The organism is Psychroserpens damuponensis (assembly GCF_000826655.1).
In the GTDB taxonomy this organism is placed as follows: domain Bacteria; phylum Bacteroidota; class Bacteroidia; order Flavobacteriales; family Flavobacteriaceae; genus Psychroserpens; species Psychroserpens damuponensis.
The window spans coordinates 88,153-105,658 of record NZ_JXJO01000009.1 but is presented as its reverse complement, the minus strand read 5'-3'; the positions used below and the strand labels follow the sequence as shown (position 1 = coordinate 105,658).

Annotated in this window: 20 protein-coding genes; 8 read left to right on the top strand and 12 right to left on the bottom strand. The window is 31.8% G+C overall.

The genetic code is table 11. The annotated features are described in order from the left end of the window. Nucleotides 1-85 precede the first annotated feature (85 nt). From TD29_RS04210 to TD29_RS04155, 12 genes are all read right to left on the bottom strand, one after another. The gene (locus tag TD29_RS04210) at nucleotides 86-742 is read right to left on the bottom strand and encodes a hypothetical protein (RefSeq protein ID WP_040279117.1); all 657 of its coding nucleotides are present in this window, start codon (nucleotides 740-742) and stop codon (nucleotides 86-88) included. Between the two features lie 8 nt (nucleotides 743-750). Continuing rightward, a complete protein-coding gene (gene serB / locus TD29_RS04205) occupies nucleotides 751-1,974 on the bottom strand; it encodes a phosphoserine phosphatase SerB (RefSeq protein WP_040279160.1) in 1,224 nt (407 codons plus the stop codon). 68 nt (nucleotides 1,975-2,042) lie between these two features. Beyond that, nucleotides 2,043-2,528: a hypothetical protein gene (locus TD29_RS04200; protein ID WP_040279115.1), complete on the bottom strand. Its 486-nt coding sequence runs from the start codon at nucleotides 2,526-2,528 to the stop codon at nucleotides 2,043-2,045. 35 nt (nucleotides 2,529-2,563) lie between these two features. After that, on the bottom strand, nucleotides 2,564-4,057 hold the full coding sequence (locus TD29_RS04195) for a PH domain-containing protein (RefSeq protein ID WP_040279114.1): 1,494 nt from the start codon (nucleotides 4,055-4,057) through the stop codon (nucleotides 2,564-2,566). After that, nucleotides 4,044-4,562, bottom strand: coding sequence for a PH domain-containing protein (locus tag TD29_RS04190; protein ID WP_040279113.1), 519 nt, complete (start codon nucleotides 4,560-4,562; stop codon nucleotides 4,044-4,046). The genes TD29_RS04195 and TD29_RS04190 overlap by 14 nt, the downstream gene beginning before the upstream one ends. 15 nt (nucleotides 4,563-4,577) lie before the next feature. Further along, on the bottom strand, nucleotides 4,578-5,252 hold the full coding sequence (locus TD29_RS04185) for a hypothetical protein (RefSeq protein ID WP_152611460.1): 675 nt from the start codon (nucleotides 5,250-5,252) through the stop codon (nucleotides 4,578-4,580). Next, a complete protein-coding gene (locus TD29_RS04180) occupies nucleotides 5,249-5,449 on the bottom strand; it encodes a hypothetical protein (RefSeq protein WP_040279111.1) in 201 nt (66 codons plus the stop codon). Before TD29_RS04180 ends, TD29_RS04185 begins: the two co-directional genes overlap by 4 nt. 5 nt (nucleotides 5,450-5,454) lie before the next feature. Beyond that, nucleotides 5,455-6,246, bottom strand: a complete 792-nt coding sequence (locus TD29_RS04175) for a (Fe-S)-binding protein (RefSeq protein WP_040279109.1) — start codon at nucleotides 6,244-6,246, stop codon at nucleotides 5,455-5,457. Nucleotides 6,247-6,317: 71 nt separating this feature from the next. Next, nucleotides 6,318-6,659 carry a hypothetical protein gene (locus tag TD29_RS04170; protein WP_241485203.1) on the bottom strand — a complete coding sequence of 114 codons (342 nt, stop codon included), beginning with the start codon at nucleotides 6,657-6,659 and terminating at the stop codon, nucleotides 6,318-6,320. Then, the gene (locus TD29_RS04165) at nucleotides 6,659-7,990 is read right to left on the bottom strand and encodes a 4Fe-4S dicluster domain-containing protein (protein ID WP_040279108.1); all 1,332 of its coding nucleotides are present in this window, start codon (nucleotides 7,988-7,990) and stop codon (nucleotides 6,659-6,661) included. The genes TD29_RS04170 and TD29_RS04165 overlap by 1 nt, the downstream gene beginning before the upstream one ends. A gap of 14 nt (nucleotides 7,991-8,004) precedes the next feature. After that, entirely contained in the window at nucleotides 8,005-8,958 is a 954-nt protein-coding gene (locus tag TD29_RS04160; RefSeq protein ID WP_040279106.1) for an MlaD family protein, read from the bottom strand. 78 nt (nucleotides 8,959-9,036) lie between these two features. After that, on the bottom strand, nucleotides 9,037-10,152 hold the full coding sequence (locus tag TD29_RS04155; RefSeq protein ID WP_040279104.1) for an N-acetylmuramoyl-L-alanine amidase family protein: 1,116 nt from the start codon (nucleotides 10,150-10,152) through the stop codon (nucleotides 9,037-9,039). Nucleotides 10,153-10,274: 122 nt separating this feature from the next. On the opposite strand from TD29_RS04155, the gene TD29_RS04150 reads away from it, so the two are divergent. The 8 genes from TD29_RS04150 to TD29_RS04115 all read left to right on the top strand — a co-directional run bounded on the left by TD29_RS04150 (nucleotide 10,275) and on the right by TD29_RS04115 (nucleotide 17,500). Beyond that, nucleotides 10,275-13,046 carry a putative LPS assembly protein LptD gene (locus tag TD29_RS04150; protein ID WP_040279103.1) on the top strand — a complete coding sequence of 924 codons (2,772 nt, stop codon included), beginning with the start codon at nucleotides 10,275-10,277 and terminating at the stop codon, nucleotides 13,044-13,046. Between the two features lie 9 nt (nucleotides 13,047-13,055). Beyond that, nucleotides 13,056-13,436, top strand: a complete 381-nt coding sequence (locus tag TD29_RS04145; protein ID WP_040279101.1) for a Rid family detoxifying hydrolase — start codon at nucleotides 13,056-13,058, stop codon at nucleotides 13,434-13,436. Nucleotides 13,437-13,544: 108 nt separating this feature from the next. Continuing rightward, entirely contained in the window at nucleotides 13,545-14,183 is a 639-nt protein-coding gene (locus TD29_RS04140) for a peptidylprolyl isomerase (protein ID WP_040279100.1), read from the top strand. Then, nucleotides 14,183-14,890, top strand: a complete 708-nt coding sequence (locus TD29_RS04135; RefSeq protein WP_040279099.1) for a 16S rRNA (uracil(1498)-N(3))-methyltransferase — start codon at nucleotides 14,183-14,185, stop codon at nucleotides 14,888-14,890. Before TD29_RS04140 ends, TD29_RS04135 begins: the two co-directional genes overlap by 1 nt. A gap of 149 nt (nucleotides 14,891-15,039) precedes the next feature. Then, nucleotides 15,040-15,660 carry a DUF4159 domain-containing protein gene (locus TD29_RS04130; RefSeq protein ID WP_394331530.1) on the top strand — a complete coding sequence of 207 codons (621 nt, stop codon included), beginning with the start codon at nucleotides 15,040-15,042 and terminating at the stop codon, nucleotides 15,658-15,660. Nucleotides 15,661-15,671: 11 nt separating this feature from the next. Next, entirely contained in the window at nucleotides 15,672-15,854 is a 183-nt protein-coding gene (locus TD29_RS04125) for a hypothetical protein (RefSeq protein ID WP_040279098.1), read from the top strand. A 26-nt stretch (nucleotides 15,855-15,880) separates the two neighbouring features. Then, nucleotides 15,881-16,387 (top strand): TrmH family RNA methyltransferase, encoded by a 507-nt coding sequence (locus TD29_RS04120; protein WP_040279097.1) that lies wholly within the window; start codon nucleotides 15,881-15,883, stop codon nucleotides 16,385-16,387. 24 nt (nucleotides 16,388-16,411) lie between these two features. Further along, a complete protein-coding gene (locus TD29_RS04115) occupies nucleotides 16,412-17,500 on the top strand; it encodes an AI-2E family transporter (protein WP_040279095.1) in 1,089 nt (362 codons plus the stop codon). The last annotated feature ends 6 nt before the right edge of the window (nucleotides 17,501-17,506 follow it).

Sequence of the window (17,506 nt, the reverse complement as noted above, 5' to 3'; positions counted from 1 at the left end):
CAAAATAGTATTTTTGAGATGAAGAATAAAAGACTTTATGATAGATTTATAAAGAAGTTTGTAAACAAAAAAAATTGCCTTTTAACTATAACTTAAAAAATCGACTAATCTTATCAAAAAATGATGGTGATTCTAGCGTCGCAGCATTATCATTAAACGTGAGATTTTCGTCAAGATTTTCTAATGCATCTTTAGCCTCTTCTCTAACCTCTAATTGTGTTGCGTTTTCAGCAATATGCTTCATACGATTAATCCAACTACTTACTTCGGCAATGTCATCATCCTCATCATATTCTATTAAAAACCAATCTAGCAAATTCAAAAGCTGCAAATTCAACTGTTCTTCATTACTAATATGAAGTGCAGAGGTTATGACATTAATAATTTCAATATAAATAGTTTCATCTTTAGAATAGATGTCTTCAGTTTCTATATCTTCAAGAACCTCAATATATTCTGGCTTAATTTGTTTTGTCTGTGCTAATACAATAACACGTTTAATTTCATCTAATAAAAATTGATTGAAAGCTACCGAAAACTCAGACAATGCCTCATAAACGATACTTAAGCTTGAGAATTCTCTAGGTAGTGTATTGACACAATAATTTTTAATAGCATCTGGATTTTCATTGGCAAATTTGACAATATCTTTAGCAAAACGTCTTGATACTTTTTCATCAGCATTAATCCAATTTTTTAATTGCTCTTTTTCATGACGTTTTAATTGTGCTATGATATCCATTTCTCTTGTTATTTTAACAAATCAATATGTCTATCGTGATAACCTAATAAATACAATACACCATCTAACCCAACACTAGAAATAGAACTTTGTGCATTATCTTTTACTTTTGGCTTGGCATGAAATGCAATCCCTAGTCCTGCTAAATTAAGCATTGGCAAATCATTAGCACCATCACCAACAGCAATGGTTTGACTTATATGAATACCTTCATTTTTAGCTATGTCTTTAAGATATTCGGCTTTTTTATTTCCATCTACAATGTCACCCAAATATCCTCCTGTTAGTACTCCATCTTTTATTTCTAATTGGTTAGCATAGACATAATCCATACCTAATTTTTTTTGTAGATAATGTCCAAAATAGGTGAATCCTCCAGACAAAATTGCTGTTTTAAAACCGTAACTTTTTAAAGTGTCAATCAATCGTTTTGCACCTTTTGTAATGGGTAAATTAACGGCAACCTCCTCTAAAACGTCTTCACGTAAACCTTTAAGCAATTTCATACGTCGCTTAAAACTCTCGTTAAAATCAATTTCACCTTGCATTGCCGACTCTGTAATGGCTTTAACTTCATCACCAACACCAGCCAATTCAGCAAGTTTATCAATAACTTCGGCTTGTATAAGCGTAGAATCCATATCAAAACACACTAAGCGCCTATTTCTTCGGTAAATATTATCTTCTTGAAATGCAATATCTACATCCAAATCTCTAGATATTTGCATGAATTTTTTAGTCACCTCTTCTTTACAAATAATTTTACCTCTAACCGATAATTGAATGGATGAACGCGGATAATCATCAGTGTTTGTTAATGAAATACGACCAGTAAGCCTTTTAATAGCATCAATGTTTAAGTTGATTTCTGAAATAACTTTGGTTACTTCGGAAATTTGCTCGGCTGAAAGTTTTTCACCTAATATGGTAATTATGTATTTATCTTTACCTTGTTGACTTACCCAACTTTCATAGTTTTCGGAAGTAATTGGACTAAACTTTGCGGTAATTCCTAACTCATAAGCCTTAAATAATAATTCTTTTAAAACAGATGCCGAGTTCTCACCAGATTGTACCTCAAACATTATCCCTAAAGACAACGTATCATGAATATTTGCTTGACCAATATCTAAAATTTTAGCATCATATTGTGCTAAAACGCTTGTTAAGCTTGATGTTAAACCAGGTTTATCCTGTCCCGAAATATTGAATAAAAAAATCTCATTAGACATGATGTTTTCTTCCAATTCTTTTAAAACAGCCTCTTTATTCCTATTCATTAATACGTATTTTCAATACATTATTTTAAAAATCTTCCGTGCCAACTTTCGCTAGCTGGAACTTCCCAATTTTCTTTAAACTCAGCTATATTATTGACCATATTATTGAACACAATTGTATTTTTTGAAACCGCTTTGTCTTTAGCCATTTTCTTAAAATCAATTAATGTTTTATGAGCTACAAATTCTCCTTGCTTGTATGAAACATTCATTTTATCCATTAAATCAACATTATAATCTTTTTCTAATTGTTGAATAAAATGTACTGAAGCGTCAATACTACACCCTGTAGCCATATTTAAATTTTGGTTTAAAGCAATAACTATAAACCTTTTATATTCAATTGTATATCCAGATTGCAAGTCGCTTCCATGAGCGGTCCAATTTTCAATAAAGATATCTAGTTTTTCTTTTATTTCTAAAAGTTCTACCTCAGAAAATGATCTATTGGCTTGGTAGATCCAAACGCGTGATTCTTCTGGGAGTGTATTAAAATCAACTAACATAATTCTTCTTTTTTTCTATAAACAAAAATACAATTTTACATCCAATCCTTATCTTGAGATTCTACCTTAAATAATAAATAATCATAAATAGATCTTGCCTCCTGTTCTAAAACATAAGGGATTTTCAAAACCTTAGACGCTGTATAAATGTATACAGATGAAATTTCTATTCGTTTCTGAAACATGGATTGCTTTAGTTTTACGGCTTGAATTTTATGAATTTCTAGAATATTGGTTGTAGTGTCAATAAATCCGCTTCCTATGGTGATAAATTCATCATCTATTTTATAATACGATTTACTATATGTTTTAATAATATATAGAACAGCCAATACAATTAAAGCAATATTGATGTACCACATCCTATTTCCGAAGATAAGAAAACCAGGTATATTTATAATTGAGATTAAAAATATCATTTTATAAGCTAAAATGCGTTTGTAATATGGTTTTGGCTTTGAGGCCTCTATTTCACTGTCATAATTGACTAATAATTTTCCTAGTAAATGGTCTAATTGATGTTTTTCTAAGGCGATGATTTCAAAGTTTTTTCTTTGCTTTGCATTAACCATAGCTTGCTTTACTGAGAGCGTATGGAGTCCGAAATAGTGCTTAATTCGATTTGTAGTTACTACAATATTTTGAATTCTACTTGGCGTTAAGCTCAATGATACTTTATTAAATAAACCTTTATTAATCTCAATTGTTTTTTTGTTTTCTATAACCTGTAGATTAAAATTTACTATAAACGTTTTGACAATTGAAAACAACATGGAGATCAAAACGATAATAAAAACAAGAATTGCATTTGCTATTAAAACATTAACAATACTCCCTTCATTTATTTGAATGCTGTCTTCTAGCCGATCAATAAAACTCAAATTATTGATATAATCTTTAAATTCATAATATAAACCAAAAACAAAAGAAGCAATAATTGCAAAACTTCTTAAATGATTTTTTGAGATACCTTCTAACAATAAGCGCTTTGGAGAGGCTTTAAAAAAGACATTATTCTCAATAACTTCATGATTTTCATCATGTAATTGAGACGATACACTGTATAATTCAGATTTAAGTTGTAAGGCTGTTGACCTGTCTAAAGCACTTATTTCTATTTCTGATTTTTGATCTCCTGCAGTTTCTATATTCACAGAAACGACATTGATGAGCTGTTGTAACCAGTTTTGTTTAAGATATACATTTTGGATTTTTGACTTCGGAATAATGGTATTATCCTTATTAATTATACCTCGTGTTAAATGAAAATCATCTAAACTCACATGAAACTTGAAGTTTTGATAGTTTAGAATAGCTATGATTAGAATAACAAATAATACAAAAAGGAGTATCAATATTAAATTTGTTGGTGTTAAAAACCCCAAGTATTTCTTTTTCATTATGGAAAACCCGAATGCTAAAAAAAATACACCAAATTTTCTAAAAAACTGAAACGTTTTAAAGGCAAATATAATGAGAATACCTTTTGAAGATTGTCTTGTTGGCTGAGAGAAATTAGTGGTTTCCATTGACTTTAGCGCTTAGAAAGTCATTTATTTGCTTAGCCTCTTCAAATGGTAAACCATCAATTTTTAAATCACTACCAGATTCACCAGCTGTAAAGATTTTTAATGTAGAAAGTTTTAATTTTCTAGCCAACCAACTGCGAGACTCTTCAATATGTTGAATTCTAGAAATAGGTACTGTTGTGATAGAATTTACGAGTAGTCCTTTTGAATAAATAATATCTTTATCACGTATGGCATACTTTCGCTTTTTAAAGGCTAGAATAGATAATATTAAGTTGCATACACATACAAGTAAGGCAAATCCAAAGATGTACATAGAGGCATCAGGTAACTCTTCTTTTTCTATGATGAATTTACCTGCCAATACAACTAACCCAATACAAATTACATAAACAAGAGCTTTATTTAAAAGGATAATTTTTAAGTAATTTTTTGAAATAGGCTTAAGCGCAACAGAAGAGATCTGTGGTAATGTGTCAATCTCTATTTGTTGATTTAGAAACATGATATGGATTTGAGCTTAGTCTTCTACTAATTCTATATAAGTGATTACCTTTTTCTTCACATAACGACTTTCGCTTAAATCATAGAAGTGATCTTCATTAAAGTACACTCTAAACTCTTTTTTTAAGTTTGATTTTTTCAAAAGTTTTGTGCCTACAAATTGACCGTGTACTAAAAAAACATGCTTTTTATCATAAGAATCTACAAGCTCGATATAGGAAATGGCATCGTTATTTAATGAGACTATTTTACCTTCAATGTTTAAATCTGCTTCTGTTGGAGGTGCTGGAGGTGGTGGAGGAACATCATTAAACTCACGATTTAACTCATCATCTTCTTCAATAAAATCGACTAATTGATCTTCTGAAAACAGAGCCATGAAATCTTCAAGACACGTTGTTGTCATCAACATACCAACTTCTTCTCCTATAGATTCAAAATCTTCTAACCCTTTGTCAGACAATTCTTTTGATTTTTTCTTGTGACTATTATAACTTTTAAGTAAGCATAAGCCTAAAGCCATTTTCTTTTGGTTTAGAGACTTACCTTCAGTAAATAAGGTTGTATCTTCACTAATGCAAGTACAGGTATCATCGGTAATTAACTGGAGTACTTCATCTCTTGATAAATCTTGTCCGAATGCAAAACCCATTGTTAACAACAGGAAAATTAAAGTAAGTCTTTTTCTCATGATTTTTTATTGTGTTTTTTAAAATTTCTATAGGTTAAAAACCCATACATTAAGCAACCAAATACAAAGTAAAAGGCTAATCTAGGCCAAGAAAACCCTCTTCCCATAAAATAGTCAAATATAGCAACTACAATTGTAAAAATTGTACCACCAATGAGACCAGCTGTAATGACTCGTTTTTTACTTATCTCTGCCATCGTAGTTATAAGTCTTGTGCGTTAGCAATCAATTCGGCAATGTCCATAACTTCAATATCGCCTTCTTTTTCTTTGTTTTTTACACCATCGGTCATCATGGTATTACAAAACGGACAACCAGCGGCAATAATTTGTGGTTTTACCTCTATGGCTTGCTCAGTACGTTCTACATTGACTTCTTTATTTCCTGGTTCGGCATCTTTAAACATTTGTGCTCCTCCTGCTCCACAGCATAAACCTCTTGATTTACAACTTTTCATTTCGACTAGCTCAGCATCTAGTTTTCTAATAAGATCTCTAGGTGCTTCGTAAACATTATTTGCTCGCCCTAAATAACATGGATCATGAAAAGTAATTCGTTTTCCTTTAAATTTACCACCTTCAATTGTTAGACGATTATCGGCTAATAACGTTTTTAAAAACTGCGTGTGATGCATTACCTCATAATTACCACCTAATCCTGGATATTCATTTTTAATGGTATTAAAACAATGCGGACAAGAGGTTACAATTTTCTTTACCTCATAAGCATTCATAACTTCAATATTAGTAACGGCTTGCATTTGAAACAAGAATTCGTTTCCTGCTCGTTTAGCAGGATCTCCTGTACAACTTTCTTCGGTTCCTAATACAGTAAATTCTACGTTTGCCTTATTTAACAACTTAACAAATGCTTTGGTTATCTTTTTTGCTCTGTCATCAAAGCTTCCTGCGCATCCTACCCAAAATAATACTTCGGGTTGTTTACCAGCTGCCATAAATTCTGCCATTGTTGGCACTTTGAGTAATTCGCTCATACTTATATTTTTATGTTCTAAAATGCGATACTTAATGTATTACTTCGGAAATTAGAACTATTTTGTTTTAGTTAATCTTCTTCTATAATTGCTGCAAAATCTTTTTTAGCAATTCTTATGTAAATGGCGAGTTTTTTGTCACCTTCTTTCATTTTATTTACTGGATCGTAGCTTTCTAACTTTGCTCTTCTCATGGCTTCAACACCTATAGCTTCCTTTTGAAAATCAGTACAATAATCGCATAATACTTTTATTAGCTTAACATCTTTAACTTCGTTTTGACGGTATTCTATAAGTGTATACGATTTAATTTGTAATGAATCTTTTTTATAAGATTGTGCGCTTATAGCTATAGAATTTATTAAAAAGACTATAAGGCAAAGGAGTTGATATTTCCGAAGAAAAACAATCATTAATTTTCGTCTTTCCAGTTTAAACGATCCATTTGGTTGTAAGGCCAAGGTGCGCCATTATTTTCAATATTGGTCATCATATTATTGAGTTCCATAGGTGCTGCACTTTGCTCCATCACTAAATATTGACGCATTTGCATGATAATATTTAATGGATCTATACTTACAGGACAAGCTTCAACACATGCGTTACAACTTGTACAAGCCCAAAGTTCTTCGTTGGTAATATAATCGCCTAATAATTGTTTCCCATCATCATTAAACACACCTTTATTGGCATCGATATTTTTACCGACTTCTACAAGACGATCTCTTGTATCCATCATAATTTTACGAGGTGATAGCTTTTTACCTGTTTGATTTGCTGGACATTCGCTAGTGCATCGTCCGCACTCTGTACATGTATAAGCGTTTAATAAATTCACCCAACTTAAATCTTGAACATCACTAGCTCCAAATTTTGCAGGAACTTCATCTTCTGTGCCTTCTGGTGCGGCTGCAAATGGATCTGCGTTTGGATCCATCATCATCATAACTTCGGTAGTTACAGCTTCTAGATTAGAAAATTGACCTTTAGGTTTTAAATTTCCGTAGAACGTATTAGGAAAAGCTAATAGGATGTGTAAATGCTTAGAAAAGTATAAGTAATTTAAAAATGCGAGAATGCCTAAAATATGCATCCACCATGCTGCTCTTTCAATAATGATAAGTGTTGCATTTGATAATCCATCAAAAATTGGCAGTAACCATTGGCTTATAGGAAATGAACCTGCTGTGTGATAACCTTCAGCTCCATTGAGTTGTAATTGTAAATCTGCACCATTCATGGTTAAAAATAAACACATGAGTACAACTTCAAAATATAAAATGATATTACCATCACTTTTAGGCCAACCTTTCATTTCTGAGCTCATAAAACGTTTAAGTTTTATAACATTTCGTCGTATCCAAAATACGACAACTGAAACCAAAACTGCAAACGCTAAGAGTTCAAAAGTCCCTATTAGTATATCATATATTTCTCCTGCTCCAGAAAAAATACGGTGTGTACCAATGAGTCCATCAATAATGATTTCTAGTACTTCTATATTTATAATAACAAACCCTACATAAACAATAATATGTAAAAAACCAGCAATTGGTCGAACAACCATTTTACTTTGACCCAAAGCTATTTTAGCCATGTTTTTCCAACGTTGAGGCTTATCATCGCTGGTATCAACATCTTGACCTAGTTTAATATTACGTCTTAATTTTCTAACATTATTAGCAAAATATCCAAGACCTATGAAAAGCGCTATGGCAAATATAATTTGTGGTAGAATACCCATATATGATTGATTTATTAGTCTTTATCTTCAATTTCGTTGCCGTCGGCATCGTAACGTTTAGGTTTTTTTCCGAAGATAGAAAAATGTACATAACGTTTAGGATTTAATTTCATGTCTTCTAGTAATTGCTCCATTTGCAATGCTGCTCCCTCTAGGTTTTGGTATAAACCTTCATCTTTTAAAAGTTTACCTATAGAACCTTCTCCATTTTCTATACTTGTCATTAAATTATTAACGGTTGCCAGTGTATTATCAAGACTAGCAACGGTTTCAGAAAGTTTCACATCTTTTAAATCTCCTGTAATAACGGCTAAATCTTGTGATATTGAATCAAAATTACTGAGTATTGAACTTAATTTTTCATCATTATTTTTAACTAAAGCATTTACAGAATAAGACACCGATTTAAAAGATTTCATGGTTTCATTTAACTCTGCGATGGCACTTTTAATTCCGCTATCAGATTCATCTATTACTAAACCGTTAAGGTTGATCAATAAAGAATCTGCAGAGGATAGTGTCGCGTCTAGATTACCGCTAATATCAGAAAAACTATTGGTAAGACTAGAAACGAGGTCTTCTTCAACTTCAGACGCTATAAAATCACCGGGTTTTGCTCTTTCTCCTTCGTTACTTACAACAATGGCTAATGCATTTCCACCCATTAATCCGGTTTTATACAATCTCACTTTAGATTGTTTAGAAAAATCTAATTGATCATCTACAGTAAAAGAAACTCGTGTTTTTCCTGTATTAAAATCATAAATGATATTTTGAATTTTACCAACATCATTCCCTTTTACTGTTACAGGTGAAGCTTTGGTTAAGGCGTTGTAATCAAACTCTGTAAAATAGGTGTCATCAGAGCTAAATAGATTTTTTCCGCCAAGATAATTGATTAAAAAGTACATTAACAATAAACCCGAAAGAACGAGTACTGCTGCTTTAATTTCTCTTGAGATTTTCAAATTTTTCAATTTTGAGGTTACAACAAAATTAACAATAATAATATAAAGAATGTTTCTAATTAGAAATAAAGAAGTTTTCTAATTCGTTGCTGTTGATATGGCTTCGGAAACATCTATTTTATTTCCATCTTTATAAGCTACAACAAAACAGTCTTTATAACCTTTTGCTACAGCCTTTTGTTGCATTTGTTTAATAGCGTTATAATCTGAAGTATAGCCATAATAATACTTATAAACCTTACCTACTTTCTCTCTTGAGATGTCTGACAAACCTTTAAAATTATAGGATTTTGGAGCTATTTCTCTAGAGCTGGCAGCAATTTGCACTTTAAACACCACATTTTCTATGATTTGTGATTCTCCTGTAATTTCAACGGTTTCAATTTCGGTACCTTGATAAATATTTTCACCAACATTTTGCTCTACATAGGATTTATAACCCATAATCGCTTTTTTGATACCAGAAGCCATTTTTGTTTGTCCAGACTTAGTGTTTAAAAATTTCCCTTCGGCATTATTGGTTAAGAAACCTACCTCAATAAGAACACTAGGCATATATGTATTGTGCAACACCCACAAACTAGCTTGTTTTAAACCTCTACTTTTACGTTTTAGGCCTTTTTCAAAATTATCTTCAACCATTCTAGCCAGTTTGATACTGTTTTCTGTGTATTCTTCAGATAAAAGTCCAAGTACAATTAGAGATTCTGGAGAGTCAGGATCAAAGCCTTCATAGTGTTTTTCATAATCTGATTCTAAGAAAATAACTTCGTTTTCCTTTTTAGCTATTTCCATATTACGCTTTGTATTGGCTACTCCAAGTACAAAGGTTTCTGTGCCTGAGGCTTGAGAGCTGTGTGCATTACAGTGCACAGATACAAATAAATCGGCATCAGCATCATTTGCTATTTTTGCACGTCCTCTAAGCGTTACAAATACATCTTTTGTTCGGGTATAAATAACTTTGATGTCTTTATTTTTCTCTAACTCTTTACCAACTTGAAGTGTTATTTTAAGAGCAATGTCAGACTCTTTATGGCCATTACCAGTGTTACCAGAATCATGACCACCATGACCAGCATCTAGAACAACGACAAATTTGTCCTTATCCTTTTGAAATCCATGTGCAGTTGTTAAAATACTGGTAAATAAAAAACCTACCAATACTAATATATTACGTGATGTCGTTTTCATACGTGTTTAACGTTTTATCAACTCGTTTTATTTTAAGAATCACAGCATTAGGTCCTCTAATGATTTGAGACTTAATATAAATTGAATGAATTATAAATTAATCATAAAAAATCTATGTAATTTTGGGAATTCAAAAACCGAGCCATACTTTAGCAAAAATACATTTAAAAGCATTGCGTACAAAAAGCTTACACATACTTTTTACCTTAAGTTTTACCATGTTTATTAACATGTTTTGCTTGGCTCAAGAATTGCCTAAACCTAAGGAGCCTATAAAACCTACAACAAAAAATGACACTACTATTGTTAGTGTAGGTAAAATTCTCGACACTCCTAAAAACTTAAAGGAAACCGATAGTACAAAAACGGATTCTATTCCGAAGAAAAAAGAAACACTAGAAAGCATTGTAAAGTATAAAGCCACAGATTATGTGCGCATGAACCAGCGTAAAAACACGACCACTTTATTTAACGAAGCCGAAGTAAACTATGGCGACATGAATATTAAATCTGGTATTATTGTCATTAATCATGGTAAAGATTTAGTATATGCAGGACGTGTAAAAGATAGTTTAGGTAATTATTCTCAAGCACCTGTATTTACACAAGGAGAAAGTGTGGTTGAGCCTGATTCTATTATTTTTAATACGGTTAGTAAAAAAGCTATAATATTTAATTCTAAAACAGAGCAAAGTGGAGGAACCATTATAGCCGAGAAAACCAAAATGGAAAATGACTCCACTTTGTTTATACAAAATGGAAAATTTACAACATCAGAAAATCTCGATGATCCAGAATATTATTTCTTAATGCGAACCGCAAAAGTTGTACCTGGTGTGAAAGTGGTTACCGGTTTAACCAATTTATTTATTTACGATGTACCAACACCAATTGGCTTACCCTTTGCTTACTTTCCGATGTCTAAAAAACGTACTTCTGGAGTAATTATGCCAACACCTGGACAAGAATTAGCAAATGATCGTGGGTATTTTTTACAAAATGGAGGCTATTATTTTGCCATAAGTGATTATTTAGATTTAGCAGTATTAGGTGATTATTATACCAATGGTAGTTATGGTTTACGTTTTGAATCTAATTATGCATTACGTTATAAATTTAAAGGAAATGTAAGCTTTAGATATGAAAATCTAATCAATAGTGAAGCCGGTTTTCCCGATTTTTTAAAGTCTACTATTTATAATATTCGTTGGTCTCATTCTCAAGACGCTAAAGCAAATCCTAATTCTCGATTTTCGGCATTTGTAAACTTGGGTAGTAGCGAGTATTATAGAGAATCTATTAACCAATTAAATTTAGCCAATACACAAAATAACACCTTGTCGTCTTCTGTATCTTATTCTAAAACCTTTCAAGGAGAACCGCAAGTCAATCTAAATGTTACTGCGACACATTCTCAAAACACAAATACTCAAGAAATTAATATGACCTTACCTACAGTGCAAGCTAGTGTTGGTCGTGTATATCCTTTTGCTCCAAAAACAGGATCAAAAAAAGGTATTATTGAAAATATAAATTTTCAATATAATGTAAGAGGTGAAAATAGGATTCAAACTACAGACTCCTTATTTTTTAAGTCTGAAATGTTTGATGATGCACAAATTGGTGCTTTACATTCTATTCCTGTTACTACAAATTTTAAGGTCTTTGATTATTTTAGTATGAGTGCCAGTATGAATTTTGAAGAAAATTGGACCTTTAACACCATTAATAAGTATGAAGATGTAGACGGTACGGTTATTACAGAAGAGCTAAATCAATTTGATCGCTTCTTTACTTACAACCTTAGTACCAGTATTGGAACCACAGTTTATGGTATGTTCGATTTCAGAAAAGAAGGAAAAGATCCTGCAATACAACAAATTCGTCATGTTATGCGACCATCTATAAGCTATAACATTAATCCAGCTTTTGATCAATATTATGATACGTTTGAGACAGCAAATGCAGATGGAGAAACTGTAGATGAAGTTAATAGAGAATTCACAAGGTTTGAAGGCTCTCTCTTTGGTACACCTAACAAGACATTTTCTAGCTCAATGGGTATCTCATTAAGTAATAATTTTGAAGCTAAAGTTAGAGATAAAGACAGCACAGCAACCGAACCAAAGAAAATTAAATTATTAAATAGTTTAAACTTTTCTACATCGTATAACTTTGCAGGAGATTCTTTACAATGGAGTCCATTGCGAGTTTCTGGTGGTACAACCATATTAAAAGACAAAATGAATATCAATTTTGGTATGGTTCTGGATCCTTATGCATTAGATAATAACAATAGAAAAATTGACGCCTTTAACATTAATAATGGTGGTAGTTTATTTAGATTAACATCTGCCAATTTAAATCTTAGTTATACGCTTTCTAGTTCAACATTTGTGAGCACTGGAAATGAAGACGATCCTGCCATGCAAAATAATTTAAGAAGTGGTGGTCGAGCTGATGATCTATTTGGTAAACCTCAAGATTTTGCCGACCAACGATTAACAGATGATGAAAATGACCAAGATGACAAAGAGGTAGAATCTGAACTCTATAACTTTAAAATACCTTGGAGTTTAAGATTAGCATATGCTGTTAATTACGGTAACTCTGCTAGACAAAATGCCATTTCGAGTAATTCACTCATGTTCTCTGGTGACGTAGAAATATCACCAATGTGGTCTATTGGAGCATCCTCAGGTTATGACTTTGTAAACAAAGGCTTTACTCAAACACAACTACGTTTTGAACGTGATCTACTAAGTTGGAGAATGAATTTTACTTGGGTTCCTTTTGGACCTTATAATTCATGGAATTTCTTTATCGGTATTAAATCGAGCTTACTTAAAGATCTTAAATACGACAAGCGTAAACAAAGTGATCAACGACTATAATAAGATCTTATGAAAACGATAATTAATACACCCAATGCTCCTGCTCCTATTGGACCTTACAATCAGGCCGTTTTAACAGGCAACACCTTATATACATCTGGACAAATTGCAATTAATGTGCAATCTGGCGAATTGGTTTTAGATTCTATTTCTTCGGAAACGGAACAAGTCATGCAAAATTTGAAAGCTGTATTAAAAGCCGCAGACATGACTTTTGAAAATGTTATCAAGTCATCAATATTTATTAGTGACATGAACAATTTTAGCCATATCAATGACGTATATAGTAAATACTTTGATGCAGAAACTGCTCCTGCTAGAGAAACTGTAGAAGTTGCTAATTTACCTAAATTTGTAAACGTCGAAATTAGTATGATTGCAGTAAAATAAACTATTTTTAGAGTTATAAACAATCATTTCTTGAGAACTTCATTTCACAACCGTTATATATATGTTTCAAGCTAGTACTTTTGAAACAAATTATAAATACACCATATTATGCTTAAAAATCTACTTGTCACTGCCTTACTATTTTCTACTACAATTGTAATTGCACAAAAGGATTTTGAAAAATCATTAGATTCTATTCAAACGCTAGATGATGTCACTATTTTCTTTAAAAAGAATAACACTGTAAAAGGCAAAGTCATTGTTTTTAATGAGGAAAAACACAAAACTCGTATGGCAGAAGACATCTTAAATATGGGTTTAGGATCTAAAAAATACTTTAAAGATGCACCTCAAAAAACGTATTATAAAGTGATTGAAAAAAATGAAATCCCATATTATAGAGTAAGTTGTGTATATATTGATGGTAGAAAGCGATCTATTAAAGATGTAAATATCATTAGAAACCAAGTAATTGCAAAATATCAAGACGGTTATAGGTTTACCGATTTAGCCAAACAATTTTCAATGGATAACACGGCCAAACAAGGAGGCGATTTAGGTTGGTTTACAAATGGGGATTTACACCCAGAGTTTGAAAGACAAGTAATTGAAGGCGATTATAGAAAAGATGATATTTTTAAAATCGACATTCCAGATATTAGCGCTTACTACGTGGTTTTAATCACCCATGACAAACGCTTAATAAAAGAGTCGAAAGTTTTAAAAGTGACTGAACCTAGAAAATAATGCAACTCTTTTATAATAAAGACTTAACACAACACGATACAGAACTTCGCTTTACCAAAGAGGAAAGCAAACATATTGTAAAAGTTTTACGTAAGTCTATTGGTGATATTTTACACATAACAAATGGTGACGGTTGGTTGTTTACTGCGGAAATTATTCTGGCCGATTTAAAAAATTGCATCGCAAAAATTACATCTCATACATTACAGCCTAAAAAAAATTATAAGCTTCATCTTGCCGTAGCACCAACAAAAATGAATGATCGCTATGAATGGTTTCTAGAAAAAGCTACCGAAATTGGCATTGACAGTATTACACCAATTTTTTGTGATAATAGCGAACGAAAAGTTATCAAAGCAGAACGTTATGAAAAAATCTTACAGTCTGCCATGAAACAATCCTTAACCTGTTATTTACCCAAATTAAATAAAGCGATATCAGTTAAAGATTTTATGACACAAAAGTTTGATGGGCAAACATTTATTGCGCATTGTGAGCAAACAAATAAAAAGTCGCTCAAACAAAGTTTAAAACCAAACCAAGATATTACGCTCTTAATTGGGCCTGAAGGTGATTTTAGTTTAAAAGAAATTAATTTAGCACTACAACATAATTTTACACCTGTAACTCTTGGAGACACACGACTACGAACAGAAACTGCTGCAATTGTTGCATGTCACTCTGTAGTATTTACCAATGAATCTTAAAAAGTCATTGACTTTATAAACTAAATATTTTGGTAAACATTGAAGAAATTAACGTTATTTAAACGGGTTTCAGTACTTTTAATTTCTATTTTTGATTTATGAGGTTTATTTCTAAATATTTTACAATTCACACTTTAATAGTATTGATTTTGGCTAGTATTACAACAGTCAACAGTAATGCTCAGGATTTAGCAATTGTGAAATATAAAGGAGGTGGTGATTGGTATAGTAATCCAACTGCGCTTCCTAATCTTATTAGCTATTGCAATGCCAATATTAAAACCAAAATGAAAACAAAACCGCAAGTTGTAGAGGTTGGTAGTATTGATATTTTTCAATTTCCTTTGTTGCACATGACAGGTCATGGTAATGTGTTTTTTTCTGATGAAGATGCTAAAAACCTAAACAAATACTTAACATCTGGTGGTTTTTTACACATTGATGACAATTATGGTATGGAACCTTATATTAAAAAGGAACTCAAAAAAGTATTCCCAAATCTCGATTTGCTAGAGCTTCCAAAAAATCATGAGATTTTTAATACAGCTTATAAATTCCCTGAAGGCTTGCCTAAAATACATGAGCACGATGGTAAACGACCACAAGCCTTGGGCATTTTTCATAAAAACAGACTGGTTCTTTTATTTACATTTGAAAGTGATCTTGGTGATGGTTGGGAAGATCCCGAAGTTCATAACGATCCTGAAGATGTTAGAGAAAAAGCACTTAAAATGGGAGCAAATATTGTAAAATATGCTTTTGAGAATTAAAACTTTTAACTATGAAAACTGTATTTTTTAAAGGCATTGGTTTGGTTTTAGTTATCGTATTTTTACTTTTACCATTGGCTGAGATAAACTCACACACCTATACTTTAGGAATTTCTAATTTTAATTATGCCTGCGAATGCTTTGGCTGTTTTTCAGTACCTTTTGATTGTAATGGGTTAAGAATTTTTAACTAGAACCTTAATACTGTATTATACTTAAAATGCAACTAGACCACTACTCTATTAATTTTAATGCTCATACATTTCCAATTACAGTTATTTGTGAAAACGTCACCAATGCGCCAAATATTGGCAGTTTGTTTAGAACAGCAGATGCTTTTGGTGTTGAAGAGTTGGTGTTTTGTGGAGCACATATACCATTAGGTAGAAAGATGACCAAAACATCTAGAGCTACTGAGAAATCTGTTAAATTTAAACAAGCAGCCGAAGCTTTAACTGTGGTTTCTGAGTTAAAACAGAAAGACTATACTATTATCGCGCTAGAAATCACCTCAAAAAGCAAGGCATTGGTAGATTTTATATTTCCGAAGCATAAACCCATTGCTTTAGTTATTGGAGATGAGAATTTTGGGGTTTCAGACACAATATTAAAACTTTGCGATGCAGTGATTCACATTGATATGTTTGGCCAAAATAGCAGTATGAATGTGGTACAAGCCACAAGTGTAACTTTATATGAAATAACAAAGCAAATAAAACAGTCTTAACTAAAGTCTTTATATATTTACTACATGAATTCTAGAATAATAGCAAATGGCATATTAAAAGCAGTTGGCGTAATTGTTGGCATTGCCTTGATTTTGTTTTTTTTATACAAAATACAATCTGTTATTATTTACATTCTTATTGCAGGAGTGATTTCTCTTATTGGCAGACCTATTGTCATGTTTTTAAGAAAGCGATTAAAATTTAACAACACGATTGCTGTTGTTGCCACAATGCTATTTTTAGTCGGTATTTTTGCAGGTATTGTTAGTTTGTTAATTCCGCTTTTGGTAGAACAAGGACATAACTTATCTCTATTAGATATAGATCAACTTAGAGGAAATATTGAATCTTTATATACAGAATCAATTAGTTATTTAGAGCTCAATCATATTGACGCAGAAGAAGCGATAAAAGAATCGAAAATTTTGTCTAATATGGATTATAGTATCATACCAAATTTTCTAAATAGCTTTGTATCTGGATTGGGAAGCTTTAGTATAGGCTTAATGTCTGTGTTGTTTATCGCTTTTTTCTTTTTAAAAGATAGCAGTCTATTAAAAAAAGGGATCATGACTTTTGTACCTATTGACAAAGAGATGAACACAAATCGTTCTATGTCAAAAATATCAGATTTGTTATCACGTTATTTTGTTGGGCTATTCCTTCAAATATTTATTCTATTTGTTATTTACACTATAGGTTTGTTAATTATAGGTGTTAAAAATGCCGTAGTTATTGCATTTTTATGCGCTCTCATTAATCTAATCCCATATCTAGGACCATTGATTGGCGGAGTTTTAATGCTGTTTTTAGTAATGACTAATAATCTTGGAGAGAGCTTTAATGACATCGTTTTACCAAATCTCATGTACACGTTTATCGTTATAGGAGTCGCTCAATTGGTTGATAATTTCTTTAGCCAGCCTTTTATTTTCTCTAAAAGTGTAAAATCGCATCCCTTAGAAATTTTCTTGATCATTATTATTGCAGGACTCATTTTTGGAGTGGTTGGCATGATTGTCGCTGTTCCTGTTTATACAGCTATAAAAGTGGTTTTAAAAGAGTTTTTAGCAGATAATAAATTGGTAAAAAAACTAACCAAAGGCATATAATTTTTT

Excerpts from the sequence above, each read along its gene's own strand:
- TD29_RS04165 (WP_040279108.1), bottom strand. The coding sequence starts at position 7,990 with ATGGGTATTCTACCACAAATTATATTTGCCATAGCGCTTTTCATAGGT.
- serB (WP_040279160.1), bottom strand. The coding sequence starts at position 1,974 with ATGTCTAATGAGATTTTTTTATTCAATATTTCGGGACAGGATAAACCT.
- TD29_RS04190 (WP_040279113.1), bottom strand. The coding sequence starts at position 4,562 with ATGTTTCTAAATCAACAAATAGAGATTGACACATTACCACAGATCTCT.
- TD29_RS04140 (WP_040279100.1), top strand. The coding sequence starts at position 13,545 with ATGCTTAAAAATCTACTTGTCACTGCCTTACTATTTTCTACTACAATT.
- TD29_RS04180 (WP_040279111.1), bottom strand. The coding sequence starts at position 5,449 with ATGGCAGAGATAAGTAAAAAACGAGTCATTACAGCTGGTCTCATTGGT.
- TD29_RS04200 (WP_040279115.1), bottom strand. The coding sequence starts at position 2,528 with ATGTTAGTTGATTTTAATACACTCCCAGAAGAATCACGCGTTTGGATC.
- TD29_RS04115 (WP_040279095.1), top strand. The coding sequence starts at position 16,412 with ATGAATTCTAGAATAATAGCAAATGGCATATTAAAAGCAGTTGGCGTA.
- TD29_RS04175 (WP_040279109.1), bottom strand. The coding sequence starts at position 6,246 with ATGAGCGAATTACTCAAAGTGCCAACAATGGCAGAATTTATGGCAGCT.
- TD29_RS04155 (WP_040279104.1), bottom strand. The coding sequence starts at position 10,152 with ATGAAAACGACATCACGTAATATATTAGTATTGGTAGGTTTTTTATTT.
- TD29_RS04210 (WP_040279117.1), bottom strand. The coding sequence starts at position 742 with ATGGATATCATAGCACAATTAAAACGTCATGAAAAAGAGCAATTAAAA.
- TD29_RS04135 (WP_040279099.1), top strand. The coding sequence starts at position 14,183 with ATGCAACTCTTTTATAATAAAGACTTAACACAACACGATACAGAACTT.
- TD29_RS04170 (WP_241485203.1), bottom strand. The coding sequence starts at position 6,659 with ATGATTGTTTTTCTTCGGAAATATCAACTCCTTTGCCTTATAGTCTTT.
- TD29_RS04145 (WP_040279101.1), top strand. The coding sequence starts at position 13,056 with ATGAAAACGATAATTAATACACCCAATGCTCCTGCTCCTATTGGACCT.
- TD29_RS04195 (WP_040279114.1), bottom strand. The coding sequence starts at position 4,057 with ATGGAAACCACTAATTTCTCTCAGCCAACAAGACAATCTTCAAAAGGT.
- TD29_RS04120 (WP_040279097.1), top strand. The coding sequence starts at position 15,881 with ATGCAACTAGACCACTACTCTATTAATTTTAATGCTCATACATTTCCA.
- TD29_RS04125 (WP_040279098.1), top strand. The coding sequence starts at position 15,672 with ATGAAAACTGTATTTTTTAAAGGCATTGGTTTGGTTTTAGTTATCGTA.
- TD29_RS04185 (WP_152611460.1), bottom strand. The coding sequence starts at position 5,252 with ATGAGAAAAAGACTTACTTTAATTTTCCTGTTGTTAACAATGGGTTTT.